The following is a 15,578-nucleotide window of genomic DNA, read 5'->3' as shown; positions in this document are numbered from 1 at the left end:
CAGAGCAGGTATTATCAATAATGCAATAAGCTATGCACTTCATAGCCATGCAATTTATCGCGTCCACCTAACGCGTCTAATTCAATAACAAACGCAATGGCTTCAACTTTTGCGCCTAGCTTTTCAATCAGCTCACAGCTTGCTTTTGCCGTGCCACCGGTGGCTAATAAGTCGTCGATTAATAACACGCGGTCACCGCTATCTAATGAATCGATATGGATTTCCAGCATCGCTGAGCCATATTCTAAATCGTAAGACACGCTTTGTACGTCGTAAGGCAGTTTACCCGGCTTACGCAACGGTACGAATGGTAAACCTAATTCCCAAGCCACTAACGAACCAAAAATAAAACCGCGCGCTTCCATGCCTGCTATGGCGGTTATCTCTCGCCCTAAAAATGGGTGTAATAATTGATGTACCGAAAGCCTTAACGCAGCCGGGTCTTTTACCAGCGGCGTGACGTCTTTGAAAATAATGCCCGGCTTAGGGAAATCAGGTATATCGCGGATTTTGGCGTGTAAGCGTTGCATATAGTGTTAGGTAGGTAATGTATAAAAGTCGTGCTAGACAGAAATTTTAAGGCAGCGACTCAGTATTTGCGCTTTATAGTACGGCCCATCGTCACTAAGATCATGCTGAGGCGTATCGAATTGCACCCAGTAGAAGTAGTCTTCGCCTTTAACTGTTGGTACGGACTCTGCTGCACTTATAATGACTCCCTTCGAGTCGTCGCGCCAACCACCACAAGAGCCGGAAATAACAACTTTCGCGCCGATGGCGAAGATTTGCCTCATTGGATAAGGATTGTACGGATCATACACTTTTGCAGCCAACACAACTTAGCCTTTCTTGATAAAGAACACTTGAATTAAGCACAAAACTCCTGAATTTTTTGCAAAATGCTCTCAGCGTCTAAACCACACAGCGCTAAGAGCTGTTCGCGCGTGCCTTGCTCGATAAAACTATCGGGTAAGCCTAGGTTTAATACTGGCATCATAATGCGCTGGGCTTGTAAGAATAAGTTAATGGCACTGCCCGCACCGCCTGGCAAAGCGTTTTCTTCTATTGTCACCAATACATCATGTGTTTTAGCGAGCTCTAATACCAACGCTTCATCTAGGGGTTTAACAAAACGCATATTAACCACGGTGGCATTTAATTGCTTACCTGCACTTAATGCGGGCGTCACCATGCTACCCCAGGCTAATAGGGCAATACGGCTGCCATGATGACGGATTTCCGCTTGACCTATAGGTAAACCGACTAAAGCTGGGTCAACCGCGACACCAGGGCCTTTACCGCGAGGGTAGCGCACCGCTGCCGGACCTGGGTAATGGTAGCCTGTGGTCAACATTTGCCGACATTCGTTTTCATCGGCAGGGGCCATCACAACCATATTCGGGACACAGCTTAAATAGCTAAAATCAAAGCTACCTGCATGAGTAGGACCATCAGGGCCGACTAGCCCTGCGCGGTCTAACGCAAACAAGACATCGAGATTTTGTAAAGCAACGTCATGAATCAATTGGTCATACGCGCGTTGTAAAAATGTCGAATAAATCGCCACAACAGGCTTAGCACCTTGACAAGCTTGACCCGCCGCTAAGGTTACCGCATGTTGCTCAGCTATTGCGACGTCAAAATAACGTGCCGGGAAACGCTCGGAAAACTTCACTAAGCCAGAACCCTCGCGCATAGCGGGTGTAATGCCTAATAAGCGTGAGTCTTGCTCAGCCATATCGCATAACCAGTGCCCGAACACTTCGGTATAAGTCGGATGCGGTGATGCGGCTGATTTTGGTAAGCATTCTTTGCTAGGGTCAAACGCAGGTACGCCATGATAGGCTAACGGGTCTTTTTCCGCTGGCGCGTAGCCTTTGCCTTTTTTCGTGACGATATGTAAAAAACGCGGGCCATTGATGTGTCTTAAGTTTTCTAGCGTAGACACCAGCATGTCTACGTCATGACCATCGATAGGGCCAATGTAGTTAAAACCTAGCTCTTCAAACAATGTGCCGGGAATAACCATGCCTTTAATATGTTCTTCGGTACGGCGTGCTAACTCCCACATGGTCGGCATTTTGCTTAAGACTTTTTTACTTTCTTCACGCACCGAGGAATACAAGCGGCTGCTTAATACTTTCGATAAATAATTATTCATAGCGCCGACATTCGGTGAAATCGACATATCGTTGTCGTTTAAAACCACCAGTAAATCGGCATCTAACGAGCCCGCATGGTTCATTGCCTCATAAGCCATGCCGCCGGTAATACTGCCGTCGCCGATAATCGCCACCATTTGTTTGTTATCGCCACGTAACCGCGCAGCAATTGCCATGCCTAATGCCGCGCTAATTGACGTGCTGGAATGGCCTACGCCAAACGCGTCATATTCGCTTTCTGAGCGGCTAGGAAATGCGCACACACCGCCTAGACTACGAATTGTCGTCATGCGGTCTTTACGACCTGTCAGAATTTTATGCGGATAGGCTTGATGCCCCACATCCCACACTAGTTGGTCATTAGGCGTATCAAACACATAATGCAGCGCCACAGTGAGTTCTACCGTACCTAAGCCGGCCGAAAAATGGCCGCCTGAAATACTAACCGACTGTGTTAAAAATTCGCGCAATTCTTTGCACAACGGTTTTAACAGTTCTTTCGGCAGTTTTCTAACATCCGCCGGGGAGTTGATGTCGCTAAGCAACGGGTAGTTTAAAGTCGTATTCATAATCAATACAAAGGTTCACGGTAGAACATCAGAATAATTCCTATCTGAAATAACGCGGCCACCGAAACAAACCCAGCGATGTCCTTCCCAGGTTTATCCAGCTTTAATTCCAACCAACGTCCACACGCTAAGGTGAGCGCAAACACGCCCATTAACGTATGACCTACTTGGATTAAAAACGCGCTTTTTGCTTGAAAGCCAACATGGGAATGGGTTAATAGCATCAAACCGCCAAACGCTGATAACACAGGAAACACATAAGGCAAGTTTGGGTTTTCGTTATTTGGCATACGCGCTCTTAATTCTAAAACGCCTAGCATAAACACCAATAACGTAGCGATGCGATGTTGTAATACTTCGCCATTATTAAACGTACTTTCCCAGAAACCGATAGGACCTAAAGGCCATGTCTCAGCATCACTACGGAAAAATAGGAAAATGCCCAATAAAACAAATCCGACTGGCCAATAACGTGTTAAATAATCTAACACTTTTTTCATATTGCCCAGCTAAGCTAGGTACTTTTTCTTAAATACGACAACATCGCAAAAAAGCTCATCGTCGTTAAGAAAATACCGGAAATATTATGGTTATAATCTGACCATTCCGTCGCGGCTGGCGAGGGTATTTGACCGATAATCGCAACACGACCTGCTTCACCGGCTAATAACGCTTGATGACTCGGTGACTCGGTGCGCGGCATACGCGGTTCAAACATATTCAACACTTCTTGCCACGACGCAGTTAAATTAGGGATGTCAATCGCCGGTGGTTGCGAAGCCAAACTCGCTGCAGTAAACAGCAAGGTAATTAAAACAAATGATTCGGCCTCAATGTAATAAGGCAAACGACGTATTAATGCATGATTATTAAGCGTATTAAAGTAGTTTGCTACCGTGGTTTTGTTTAACCAGGCCAAACCTAACGCTAAGCCTAGTAAAATTATCTTTACCATCAGCAAGTTACCGTAGCCGGTGCCGATAAAGCCATTCAAACTATCAATATAGGTGAATGCCATAGGCAAGCCAGACGCTAAAATAACGGCGACTGATATTAAGCCAAATTGAGAAAAACGTTTTAATAACAATGGCCACAATTCGTTAGGTATTTGCTTGCGCTGAGTTAACAGCCAAATATGTACGAGATGAAACACCCCACCTATCCACGCTGCAGCGCCTAATTGATGCACGACAGTCATAAACATCAATAAATAGGGATTGTCAAAACGGCCGGCGGCATGGACTAACCAGGCGCCCGCAATAATCATGGGTAACGCGGCTGCCGCAGCCATCAACCAATATTGTTTAGAAAAAGCATGGCGTGGTAACACCTTATACAAATAAGCGGCTAAGCCTAGTGTTAATAGCGCGCGAATACTACCGCCGATAAACTGAGTCGTTTCAGCAAACGCAGGGAATGGTGAATGCTCTAACACGGCCGTCATTAACCAAATTTTTAATACGATTTTAAATGTTTGCGCACCGGCTAGCGCAAATGCGCCCCAATAGGCAAGTTTAATGGTCGGCTGTAGCAGGTTTTCCGAGTAACCTGTTTGCTGTTGCCAAGGCCTTAGTACAAACAGGCCCCAAAATAAACTACCTATCGCAAAGGCAAAGCAAATCAGCGCAAAACCGCCGATTAAAGAATCAAGAAAATCAGCAATACCAGCCATAATTAAGGGGTGACAGTGAAGTGAATAACATCTTCGGTCAAATGTCCGTCTTGAGCAAAGACTTTAAGCTTTAAAGCGTAATCGCCTGGTTGTAACGGCGGCATGGCAATCTTGATTTGACCTTGTTGAGGGCCGTTATCGATTGCTAGTAACTCTAATTTATCGCCTTTACTCACTAAAAACACTTGCGACAAACCCAGTTCAATCTTGGAATTAAAATTTAAACTAACGCTGCTGGCTTGGTTGGGGGCAATTTTTTWATTTTTTTCTATGCTTAGCGAATGCTTAGTGACCACTGCATGAGCATGGCACTCAGAAAAAATCAACATGAATAAGCTTAAAATGACTATATTACGCATTTAGCCTCCTGTTTTACCTTTAAGCGCATGAGCGGCTAGATTTTTGCCTAAATCCCAAATAGAGCCGGGGACTTTATGCGTATCGGCAATGGTTTTATCGAAAGACGTTACGATATGTTGCCGGTCTTTATCGGTTAAATTTAATGGGGGCAACAATTTGACCACATTCATGCCGTGACCTGCGACTTGCGTCAGAATATGATGCTCTTTAAATAACGGTATGGTAATCATTTGACAGAACAGCCCTTTATTAGCCGTTTCTAGCATAGTCCAAGCCGCTTTTAGCGTCAGACTTTTAGGAGCATGGAATTCAATGGCAATCATCATACCTTTGCCGCGCGCCTCTTTTAAAAACTCATATTGAGGTGCTAATGCATTGAGTTCAGCAATGATTTGGTTGCCTAATGTGGCGCTGTTTTCGACTAACTTTTCTTCGCGTAGTACATGTAAGGTGGCTAAGCCAGCCGCCATCGCCATATTATTTTTCGAGAACGTTGAGCCATGCACCACCGCTCTATCCATGCGGTTATAAACGGTATCCATGATTTTATCGGTCATCGCCACGCCGCCGACCGGCACAAAACCGCCCGATAAGGCTTTAGCCATGCAAATCATATCGGGTTGCACGTTCCAATGTTCAACGGCCCAAAACTTACCGGTGCGGCCTAAACCCGTTTGTACTTCATCGGCAACAAATAACGTGCCGTATTGTTTACAAAGCCGCTGTACTTCAGGCAGATAATCATCGGAAGGTAAATTCACGCCTTTACCTTGAATCGGCTCAACAATAAACGCAGCAATATCGCGTGTGCTGAGTGCGTTTTCTAGCACTGCCAAATCGTTAAACGGCACAGCGCTACAACTAGGTAATAACGGCCCGAAGCCTTCACGGAACACATGTTCGCCGTTTAACGATAATGCGCCCATCGTCAAGCCATGATACGCATGTTCGCAATATAAAATTTTCTCGCGCTTAGTAGTATAGCGTGCAAATTTAATTGCCGCTTCTACCGCTTCCGTACCCGAATTACAAAAAAACATCTTAGTTAAATTATCAGGCGTGGTTTTTAATAGCTCTTTAGCTAATAAGCCACTTAGCAATGAAACATCTAACTGAACTAAATTGGGCAGCTCTAAATTTAACGTTTCGGTCAGTGCTGCTACGACGGTTGGGTGGTTACGTCCTATCGCAAACACGCCGAAGCCACTTAATAAATCTAAGTATTCAACACCATTTTGGTCATATAAATATTGACCGCGCGCCGATTGGTAATGTCGGTCATAGCCAATCGTTTTTAATACTCTAACCATTTGGTTATTTAAATACTGCTCATGCAAATCGAATTTATCGGTGCTATGCTGAGCAAACAGTTCGGCAATGCTAAAAGTCATTGTAATACTCAAGACGTGATGGTTTATGCTTACGCTAGCGGTTTATTAAAGTCAGTTATTTGGTCTAGCTTGCTAGCGACGCGGACCAAAGTTTTTTTTCGCTGCATTAAAATAACGCGCTAAACGAATTAAGCCGGGTAGTTCTGTAGGATGTAATGCAATAAATAACAATAAGCGCGATAAAACAATATCACCGGCATCCGTAGCCGCATAACGAATAGCCTGCGGCAGGTTCATGTTAGCAGGGTCGACAATGGCTCTTACCGATATAAAAGGTAGCGATTTTTGCTTAGCTACTTTCGCTACCGCTATGCTTTCCATATCTAAGGCAACCGCGTTAGTAATCGTGTTTAAATGCTGTTTTTCGCGGCTAGAAGAAATAATATTAACGCTCTCGGTTAAAGCGCCGCTATAGACCGGCAATACCGAGTTTATGACTGATTTTACAAAATCATACCAGGCGGAGCTTAGCGTTAGCTCATTATCGTCAACATCGATTAAGGTATCCGCTAACACTAAATCCCCTGGCTTAAGCGAGTCGCTTAACGCCGCCGCACAGCCCCAACTGATTAACCGATTCGCGCCTTTATTGATTAATAAATCGGCAGCGATTTTAGCATTATCAGCTCCAGCTCCAGAGTAAGCGATTAACACTTTATCTCGAATAAATACGCAATGTCTTTTTTCTATGCGCTTCGAGGTTAAGGTTGTCACTTCCTCAGGTAATGCGACGACAATTCCGGTAATCACTTTTTGCTTAACTCGTTACGGTATCTAGCCAGCGCCCACAATGGGAAAAACTTATCATAGCCATGATATTTTAAGTAAAACACGCGCGGGAAGCCGGGGGCAGTGAAACATTTATCATTCCAAACCCCATCGGCTTGCTGAGCTTTCAATAAAAACTCAATACCCGATTTGACTTCTGGGCTATGCACTTCACCGGCGGCGATTAAGCCTAAGATTGCCCAAGCCGTTTGGAATGCCGTGCTAAAACGGTAAGCGCCGCGATAATTGCTATCATGATAGCTAAAATTATCCTCGCCCCATCCACCGTCAGCGCGTTGTACACTTTTTAACCAGGCTGCTGCGCGGGTATACATAGGGTCAGATTTAGGCAGATTAGTTTGCTCTAAACCTAATAACACTGACCAAGTACCATAAATATAATTCGTGCCCCAGCGTCCAAACCAAGAGCCATCCGCTTCTTGTTCGCTACGCAAATAGTCAATGGTGTTCCTTAAGCCCGCATGATAAGCCGGGTTTTTATCGGCAACTTTAGCCAACAGCATTAAACAACGCGCACTGACATCAGCGGTCGGTGGGTCAAGCAATGCACCATGATCGGCAAAAGGAATCTCATTTAAGTAGTAATACGTGTTATCCACATCAAAAGCACCATAGCCGCCGTTTTTAGAGCGCATACCTAAAGTCCAATCTGCTGCACGTATTAATGGCTCTTCTAACTCTGCTTGCTCAGCTTTAGCAAAAGCAAAGGCCACAACCGCTGTATCGTCTACATCGGGATAATGTGGGTTGTTGTATTGAAAGGCCCAGCCGCCACCTTTTTAAGTCGGGACGACGAACTTGCCAGTCACCCGGCTCATCTTTCAACTGTTTGCTTTTAAGCCAAGTGTATGCTTTATCCAGATTAGGCTTATTTTTGCTACCACCGACTTCTTGTAACGCTAACGCCGTTAAGCCGGTATCCCAAATTGGCGATACGCAAGGTTGGCAATACGCATCATGCTCGTTAATCACCAATAAATTATCAATCGCTTTACGCGCGGTCACGACTAAGTCATGGTCTTCTGGATAACCTAATAACAACAACACTTCATACGCGTTAACCATTGCTGGAAAAATAGCGCCTAAGCCATCTTCGCCATTTAAACGCTCGATAATCCAATCTTTAGCTTTTTCTATCGCACGGTTACGCACAAACTTAGGAATTAGCGGTTGTGTAAGCCGACCTAATTTATCCAAACCCAAAAAGACTTTGTTTAACAACGTACGTTCTGGAAAATAGTGCCGCTCTTGCTCAGGATGCGTAACAAACAATTCCAAAATATCAATCTTATGCGGATTTTTAGCTTTAGTTCGTAAGGTGCATAAAATAAATAACGGCACCATCACGGTTCTTGACCAATACGATACTTTGTCTAAATGGAACGGAAACCATTTAGGCAACAACATGATTTCAACCGGAATATAGGGCACACCGCGCCAAGGCAATTGCTCGAATATCGCTAGTGCAATTCGTGTAAATACATTGGCTTTAGCCGCGCCCCCTTGGCTTAAAATGTACTGACGTAACTTAACCATGTGCGGAGCATTAATATCATCTCCGCACATTTTTAACGCGTAATAGACTTTCACGCTGCCGCTAATGTCACCTATGCCACCGGTAAATAACGGAAAACTACCGTCTTCAGATTGGCGTGAACGCAAATAGCGCGCGATTTTAACTTGTAATTCCTCGTTAATATCACCCAGATAATGCATCATCATGATGTATTCGGCAGGAATTGTACAATCGGCCTCTAGTTCAAATACCCAATAGCCGGATTCATGTTGCAAACTTAATAATTTGTTGTGTGCTTCTTCTATTGCTCTATTTAAGTCAAGCGCATGGCTGACAATAGCAGCAGAAGAACTCGATAAATGACTACTATGACTTAAGTGATTAGCATCGGTAAACATGGCGTATCCTTAAAGGTTTGAGTCGGCTGCGGGTGACTGTGTACCTTCTGTATGCACAATAGCATCATGCACACAGGCGCTACTCGTCAGTGTAGATTTAGCAACAGATAAATCGTCACACTGACCCGTAAAGCGGTCTGCCGAAGATAAAAAAGTAGAATAATGCCAGTCTGGCGTGGTTAAGCCTCGACTCGCAACGTTAAAAACAAAAGTTAATGCACTGTTATGGCGACCTAGCAACCGACTAGTCACAATCGTTGCTTTCACACTGGTGCGGGAAATTTTTACTTGCTCGGAACGATTAAAATGTAAATTTTGCCTGATTTTTTTAAGCGTTAGCACGGCCATGCCTAACGCCCATAAACAAAACTGGCGCATGCCGACTTCATGGCTAGGTAATAATTGTGTGTATCTTAAAGCATTGGCTAAATGGCCGTGCGCTATCGCAATTAAACGCGCTAAGCCGGTTCTAAATAACGTTGAATCCGTCTCAGGTGTTAATGTCGCTAAGTCATAACCTAACTCAGAGAAAATTTCCTGTGGTAGCCAACACACACCGCGTTTAGCATCATCCCAAATGTCTTTTAAGATATTGGTCATTTGTAAGCCTTGGCCAAAAGACACCGCTAAGCGCATTAATTCTTGCTCATGCTCTGCAATTTCAGGAGAGTAATGACAAAATAATTTAGTCAACATTTCACCGACGCAACCGGCGACGTAATAGCAATACTTATCCAAATCGGCGACTGTGGCTAACCCCCCCCGCAAATTTAAATCTTGAAATAGCGGCATTCCCGCCGCCATCGTTGCTACGCAACTGGCTAAAGCATCAATTTGCGCTGGGGCAAAGCTATGCGTGATTTGAATCACTCTAGGCAATACATGAATTAGCGTATGTTCAGCCGCAATAGTTTGCTCAGATAATAACGGTGCTAACTCAACGGCAAAGGCTTCTGAATTATCACCGGTTCTTACAACGTCAATAAACTCTTCACAAAAATAATGTTTTTGTCTAGGTGACAAAGACACTTCATCTTCTATGGTATCGACGATACGGCATAACAAATAAGCATTGGCTACAGCACTAAACAAGCCTACAGGAAGCTGGGGAATGGTTAACGCAAACGTACGTGACACACCCGCTAATAAAGCGGCTTGAAAATCATCGTCCGATAATTGCATTAATAAATCCGGTTGCGAAATAGGTGCTGCGCTCATGACAGGAGAAGCTATCCGTTAACGTTATGGTTGTAGAAATAATAGACTGTTTGTTGGTAATTTGCAAAGCAATGTTGTTTTATCGCGAATACTGAAATTTTAAGGTGTTAGCGCCATAATCACGCATTTTAAAAACTTGAATTGAATTAATATGTTGTAATTTTACCAATTATAACTTTTTTACAACGAGACGCTAGAATGCAAACGCTGGTTGTAAAACTCTGGAGTCGTTACCGAAAAGATAGTATTCTAATGTCGACTATCTAAGCATTTGTATTATATAAAACCTTGCATAGCTATTTTAAAGTTTATTTAAAATAAATTGCTGTTACCAATCTTAAAAAACAGTTTTATGCTTGTTGTTTTATCGCTACAGCTTAAACTTTTTACTTAGTTTGTTAAGGCTTATCTACCTTAAACGCTTTCAGGAGATTTGCAATGGGTGTACCTTTACGTCAACAGTTAACCGTCGCTAGCTATTTGATGAAACAAAAAATCAAAGGCGTGAAAAAATATCCTTTGGTTTTAATGCTAGAGCCTTTGTTTCGTTGCAATTTGGCCTGCGCAGGGTGTGGTAAAATCGATTACCCAGATGAGATTCTCGACAAACGCTTATCTTATGAAGAGTGTATGCAAGCCGTCGATGAATGCGGCGCGCCTATGGTTTCGATTCCAGGCGGTGAGCCTCTTATCCATAAAGACATGCCGAGAATTGTCGAAGGCATTATCGCTAGAAAAAAATACGTTTACTTATGCACCAATGCTTTATTATTGAAAAAACGCATTGATGATTATAAGCCATCGCCATATTTAACATTTTCGGTTCACTTAGACGGCTTACAAGAGCGCCACGACGCCTCGGTTTGTCAAGAAGGTGTTTTTGAACGCGCCGTCGAAGCGATTAAACTCGCCTTAGGCAAAGGCTTTAGGGTCACCATTAACTGCACCTTATTCCAAGGCGAAAATGCGGAAGAAGTCGCCGAGTTTTTAGATTATGCAATGGAGCTTGGCGTAGAAGGCGTTACCATCGCACCTGGCTTTAGTTATGAGCGCGCGCCGCAACAAGATGTGTTTATAAAAAGCCGTGATGTCAAAGAGTTATTCCGGGGTATTTTTAAAATCGGCAAAACCAAGCGGTGGAAACTGAACCACTCCAGCTTATATCTGGATTTTTTAGCGGGCAATCAAGCCTACGAGTGCACTCCGTGGGGCAATCCAACGCGTAACGTATTTGGTTGGCAAAAACCGTGCTATTTGCTCGCCGATGAAGGCAATGCCGCCTCTTTTAAAGAGCTTATTGATACCACGCCTTGGCATAAATACGGCAACAACCAAAATCCTAAATGCGCTAACTGCATGGCCCATTGTGGTTATGAAGCGACAGCCGTTGAAGATATGCTTAAAAACCCATTAAAAGGAATGCTGGTGTCTTTGTTTGGGCCTAAAACCACAGGAGCTATGGTGCCTGAGCCTACGCCTAAAGCGCAGGAAACAGCCAAGCCCACGCTGGCGGGCATCCCCATTCGAGTAGAAGCCGCCGATTAATTTCTGTGAAAAACTCATACGTTCAACCAGCTTATATACTACCTAGGAGGCGTGAAAAATCATGCGGTTGTCATTGTTAAAAACCTTATGTTTAGTCTTAGGATTGCTCAGCACAGGTGCTGCTTACTCAGCAGAAGCCAGTACAGCTAAGCAAGTCGTCGAGACCTTTCAAACAGAGTTAATCGATGTTATGAAGCAAGGCAAAAGCCTAGGCTATGCTGGACGTTATCAAAAGCTCTATGAAGCCGTAACCAAAAGCCATGATTTAAATAAAATCGTGCGTATTGTGGTTGGCAAAGAATGGGAAAAACTCACGGAAACACAACAGCAAACCTTAATAGACACTTTTAGCAAATTCAGTGTGGCCTCTTATGCCCATAATTTTAAAGAATATGCGGGAGAGTCCTTTGTCTTTGATTCGGAAGAGCAAACAGCAAGAGGAGGCATTGTCATTCATGCACGCCTTAAAATTCCAGATGAAAAAGATGTTAAGTTCGACTACATGCTAAAAGAAAAAGGCGATAGCTGGCAGATAATTAATGTTATCGCGAACGGTGTGAGCGACCTTGCCTTAAAACAAACTGAGTATAGCAACATTTTACAACAACAAGGCTTTGATGCTTTAATAGCCAAGATTAACGAAAAAATTGATAATTACTCTAAGTTGTAGGTTGTTATGGCACACTTCAAATCAGCCAGTCATACGCTTAAAGCAATGGCTGGCGTGTTGTTCATGTTGACTGGCTGCGCAAGCACAGGCGTAGTGCATCAACAAGGCGAGAAAAATAAATCTGACCCTTACGAACACATTAATAGAAAAATTTATACGTTTAACGATCATGTTGATAACTACATTGCCGAGCCTATCGCTAATGTGTATCGAAAGATTACGCCCCAATTTATGCAGACTGGGGTGTTTAACTTTTACAACAACTTAAAAAATGTAAACGTTGTGTTTAACGATGTGCTTCAAGGCAAATTTGAGCAAAGCGCTAAAGACACAGGCCGACTCGCGATTAATTCTTCGTTAGGACTTTTAGGCATCGTCGATGTAGCAAAAAGAGTAGGCCTAGAGCAAAACGACGAAGATTTTGACCAAACCTTAGCTGTTTGGGGGGTGCCTACCGGTCCTTATTTAGTGTTACCGTTTTTAGGCCCGATTACCGCAAGAGGTATTCCTGGTGCTGTCTTCGATACTGCAGCTAATCCAAGCAGCTATGTAGGTGCGCCTGTGCAATTGTTATCGCTGCTAAATACTCGCGCTAACGCCGAAGGCTCACTTAAATTCATCGACGAAGCGGCATTAGACCCTTATTTATTCACGCGCGAGTCATTTTTACAATGGCGCTATAGCTTAGCAACTGACGGGCTGTCACTTAAAAAACGTTGATTTTGAAAATGAATTAGATGATGAACCATTGGATAACAAAGCGAAAGAGCCCAATGATAAGTTTTCTCAAGCATCAAAGTCTTTTAGCACAACAACACAAACGCTTGAGCGCACAGCGGAAATCTTCAAAGAAACTAGTACTAAACTAGACCAACTTAAACACTAACACACCAAGAGCTTAGGGTGCGTAAGGCGTACCCTACACGGCTCTGACTAAAAATTAAATCTGTCCTGCTTTAAGGTTAATCTTAAATTCAATGCTCGCTAAACCGCAACCAATCAGAAAGCCATAGTTTTACATACACGTCATTCCGGCAGGGATTGCCGGAATCCAGTGCCATGGATGGCGCTCTTCAAGTCCCCCTGTGTTCTTGGCAATCCATGCCGAGATGACGACCCGGAGACGAACTACGGTTCTCTAATTGGGCGGGCTATAGCATTTCTGTAACTTGTTTTGTACTCCGAAACTTAAGCTGTTCAATTATGGCTATTGTTAAATAATTTTTGAACGGTTACTTATATGGCGAGCAAGGTTTTTTTGCTCGCCAATCAATCAGGGATGTTGTGGACATTAGCTTCTTGTCGAGATGGGCACGGAGCTGTGCGTGCCCATCCAGCATTGAGTACTTGCCTTGATTACCTTATCATCAGTGTGTCACCGGCGTGTCCACGCTGATGCTATTATTCGTGGCTTGCGGGTCAGAAGGGCTGCCGGCGACGCTGATTTGCTGGTGTAGACTCTTACGGTTGGCTTTGATGTCGGCGGTCAGGGTTAGGCTGGCGCCGCTAGCCAGGGTTCGTAAATTGCATAGGCTAATCGTCGTATAGCGCCGACAATGGCCTTGGCTAGGTATCCATTTACGCACTTTGCCGTTGGCGATATTGTGGGTGATTTTCACCATATTTACTGGGTCTGGGCCGTGATTGGTGATGGTGTAAGTGTATTGGCCTAGAGAGCCTTTAACCAAAGAGGTAGGCTGCTTGGTGACTTTAATGGTAAGGTCGGCTGAGAGGTCATGATTCAACAAACGGTCACGGACGAAAATATCGTAATCTCCATAAGCATCATCTCCGGCGACCAGGTTGGAGGCACTAGAGTCAAAAGCTACGAAACGGCCATCGGAGCTGATGGTGGGTGAGACACTATCAGAATTACCTTGCTCCCCGTTGGTTGCGACGCCGACACGCCGTGTTTTATGCGTTAAGCGGTCATGGACGAAAACATCACTAGAGCGATTGGTATCACCGGCGACCAGGTGGGTGGCAGCAGACGCAAACGTCACGAAGCGGCCGTCGGCGCTGAGAGAGGGTGATACAACATCAGCATTGCCCTGCTTACCGGAGGTTGCGATGCTGATGCGCTGAGTCTGATGAGTTAGTCGGTCATGGATGAAAATATCAAAAGAGTCATTGGTATCTCCAGCGACCAAGTTGTCGGCGATAGACTGAAACGCCACAAAACGGCCATCGGCGCTGAGGGCGGGTGAGTAACTCGGCCTATTACCTTGCTCCCCGTCGGTTGCGATGCTGACGCGTTGGGTTTCATTCGTTAGGCGGTCATGGACGAAAACATCACTAGCGCCATTGGTATCACCGGCGACCAGGTTGGAGGCGTAAGAATCAAACGCCACGAAACGGCCATCAGCGCTGAGGGCGGGCGGATAATAATCCCCCGAACTATCATTATTACCTTGTTCCCCGTTGGTTGCGACGCTGACACGTTGAGTTTTATGCGTTAATCGGTCGTGGACGAAAATTTGAAATTGAAAATTAGTATTTCCGGCGACCAGTTCCTGGGAGTCAGACATAAACGCCACGAAACGGCCATTGGCGCTGAGAGCAGGGAGCAAACTAAAACCATATCCTTGCTCCCCGGTGGATGAGACGCTGACACGCTGGGTTTTATGCGTTAAGCGGTCATGGACGAAAATATCCGATACATCATTGGTATCCTCGGCGACTAGGTTGGAGGCGTCAGACGCAAACGCAACGAAACGACCATCGGTGCTGAGGGCGGGTTTGCCACTATAACTATTACTTTGCTCACCTGTGGTAGTAACACTAACACGGTTCGTTTTATGCGTTAGGCGGTCATGGATGAAAACATCCGAAATTTCATTAGTATCACCGGCGACTAGGTTGGAGTCACGAGACTCAAATGCCACGAAACGGCCATCGGCGCTGAGAGCAGGTCTGAAAAAATCGTCATAACCACCATAACCTTGGATTGCAAGGCTGATCCGCGTAGTTTCGCCCAGCGCCCAAGCGGCTCCAGAAATTAAGGTTAGACCTAACAAAAGCGCAGCTTTAACAGAGTCTGACTGCAGCCTATGAGTCCTATCCTCTGGGCTATAGACTTGGCCATGGAATTTCTCACCAGATATAGCGCTACCGTTGTCTCTATCTAAAACGTCTGGGCAGAAGGGTGGTTGCTTAGGCGTGAATAAGCTCCTTGCCAGCCATATAGACGGAGGGTAGGATGCGCCGACAGTAGCAGAGTTAAAAAGGTAAGCGCTTAAGTTTTTTATAATCATCATCAGTCCTCATGCGGTACAGGATTAAGGGTTG

Annotated in this window: 13 protein-coding genes and 1 pseudogene; 3 read left to right on the top strand and 11 right to left on the bottom strand. The window is 44.7% G+C overall.

What is annotated here, in order from left to right; translation table 11 throughout:
- Window positions 1–14: 14 nt before the first annotated feature.
- The 10 genes and pseudogenes from VZ94_RS04925 to VZ94_RS04885 form a co-directional block, all read right to left on the bottom strand.
- Complete coding sequence (locus tag VZ94_RS04925; RefSeq protein ID WP_045778385.1) at window positions 15–530, bottom strand: adenine phosphoribosyltransferase; 516 nt, start codon at window positions 528–530, stop codon at window positions 15–17.
- A 33-nt stretch (window positions 531–563) separates the two neighbouring features.
- The gene (locus tag VZ94_RS04920) at window positions 564–836 is read right to left on the bottom strand and encodes a hypothetical protein (RefSeq protein ID WP_045778384.1); all 273 of its coding nucleotides are present in this window, start codon (window positions 834–836) and stop codon (window positions 564–566) included.
- Between the two features lie 32 nt (window positions 837–868).
- Window positions 869–2,731 carry a 1-deoxy-D-xylulose-5-phosphate synthase gene (gene dxs / locus VZ94_RS04915; RefSeq protein ID WP_045778383.1) on the bottom strand — a complete coding sequence of 621 codons (1,863 nt, stop codon included), beginning with the start codon at window positions 2,729–2,731 and terminating at the stop codon, window positions 869–871.
- Window positions 2,732–2,733: 2 nt separating this feature from the next.
- Window positions 2,734–3,231 carry a hypothetical protein gene (locus VZ94_RS28015; protein ID WP_239649639.1) on the bottom strand — a complete coding sequence of 166 codons (498 nt, stop codon included), beginning with the start codon at window positions 3,229–3,231 and terminating at the stop codon, window positions 2,734–2,736.
- A 14-nt stretch (window positions 3,232–3,245) separates the two neighbouring features.
- Window positions 3,246–4,403 (bottom strand): CopD family protein, encoded by a 1,158-nt coding sequence (locus tag VZ94_RS04910; protein WP_239649638.1) that lies wholly within the window; start codon window positions 4,401–4,403, stop codon window positions 3,246–3,248.
- 2 nt (window positions 4,404–4,405) lie between these two features.
- Window positions 4,406–4,762, bottom strand: coding sequence for a copper resistance CopC family protein (locus VZ94_RS04905; RefSeq protein ID WP_045778382.1), 357 nt, complete (start codon window positions 4,760–4,762; stop codon window positions 4,406–4,408).
- The gene (locus VZ94_RS04900; protein ID WP_045778381.1) at window positions 4,763–6,154 is read right to left on the bottom strand and encodes an aspartate aminotransferase family protein; all 1,392 of its coding nucleotides are present in this window, start codon (window positions 6,152–6,154) and stop codon (window positions 4,763–4,765) included.
- Window positions 6,155–6,226: 72 nt separating this feature from the next.
- On the bottom strand, window positions 6,227–6,904 hold the full coding sequence (locus tag VZ94_RS04895) for a phosphorylase family protein (protein WP_239649637.1): 678 nt from the start codon (window positions 6,902–6,904) through the stop codon (window positions 6,227–6,229).
- Window positions 6,901–8,857: pseudogene (gene shc / locus VZ94_RS04890) on the bottom strand (squalene--hopene cyclase). Before shc ends, VZ94_RS04895 begins: the two are co-directional and overlap by 4 nt.
- Before the next feature lie 9 nt (window positions 8,858–8,866).
- Window positions 8,867–10,075: a phytoene/squalene synthase family protein gene (locus VZ94_RS04885; RefSeq protein WP_082081399.1), complete on the bottom strand. Its 1,209-nt coding sequence runs from the start codon at window positions 10,073–10,075 to the stop codon at window positions 8,867–8,869.
- A 438-nt stretch (window positions 10,076–10,513) separates the two neighbouring features.
- On the opposite strand from VZ94_RS04885, the gene hpnH reads away from it, so the two are divergent.
- The 3 genes from hpnH (at window position 10,514) to VZ94_RS04870 (ending at window position 13,010) form a co-directional block, all read left to right on the top strand.
- A complete protein-coding gene (gene hpnH / locus VZ94_RS04880) occupies window positions 10,514–11,620 on the top strand; it encodes an adenosyl-hopene transferase HpnH (RefSeq protein WP_045778380.1) in 1,107 nt (368 codons plus the stop codon).
- Between the two features lie 61 nt (window positions 11,621–11,681).
- On the top strand, window positions 11,682–12,290 hold the full coding sequence (locus VZ94_RS04875; protein WP_045778379.1) for an ABC transporter substrate-binding protein: 609 nt from the start codon (window positions 11,682–11,684) through the stop codon (window positions 12,288–12,290).
- A gap of 6 nt (window positions 12,291–12,296) precedes the next feature.
- Window positions 12,297–13,010, top strand: coding sequence for an MlaA family lipoprotein (locus VZ94_RS04870; RefSeq protein ID WP_109867654.1), 714 nt, complete (start codon window positions 12,297–12,299; stop codon window positions 13,008–13,010).
- A gap of 647 nt (window positions 13,011–13,657) precedes the next feature.
- Here the strand turns inward: VZ94_RS04870 and VZ94_RS26380 are convergent.
- Window positions 13,658–15,547, bottom strand: a complete 1,890-nt coding sequence (locus VZ94_RS26380) for a DUF11 domain-containing protein (RefSeq protein ID WP_192828599.1) — start codon at window positions 15,545–15,547, stop codon at window positions 13,658–13,660.
- Window positions 15,548–15,578: the final 31 nt, after the last annotated feature.

The organism is Methylocucumis oryzae, from assembly GCF_000963695.1.
In the GTDB taxonomy this organism is placed as follows: domain Bacteria; phylum Pseudomonadota; class Gammaproteobacteria; order Methylococcales; family Methylomonadaceae; genus Methylovulum; species Methylovulum oryzae.
Note: the sequence above shows the minus strand (reverse complement) of the source record. Positions and strands in the feature narration are given on the sequence as shown.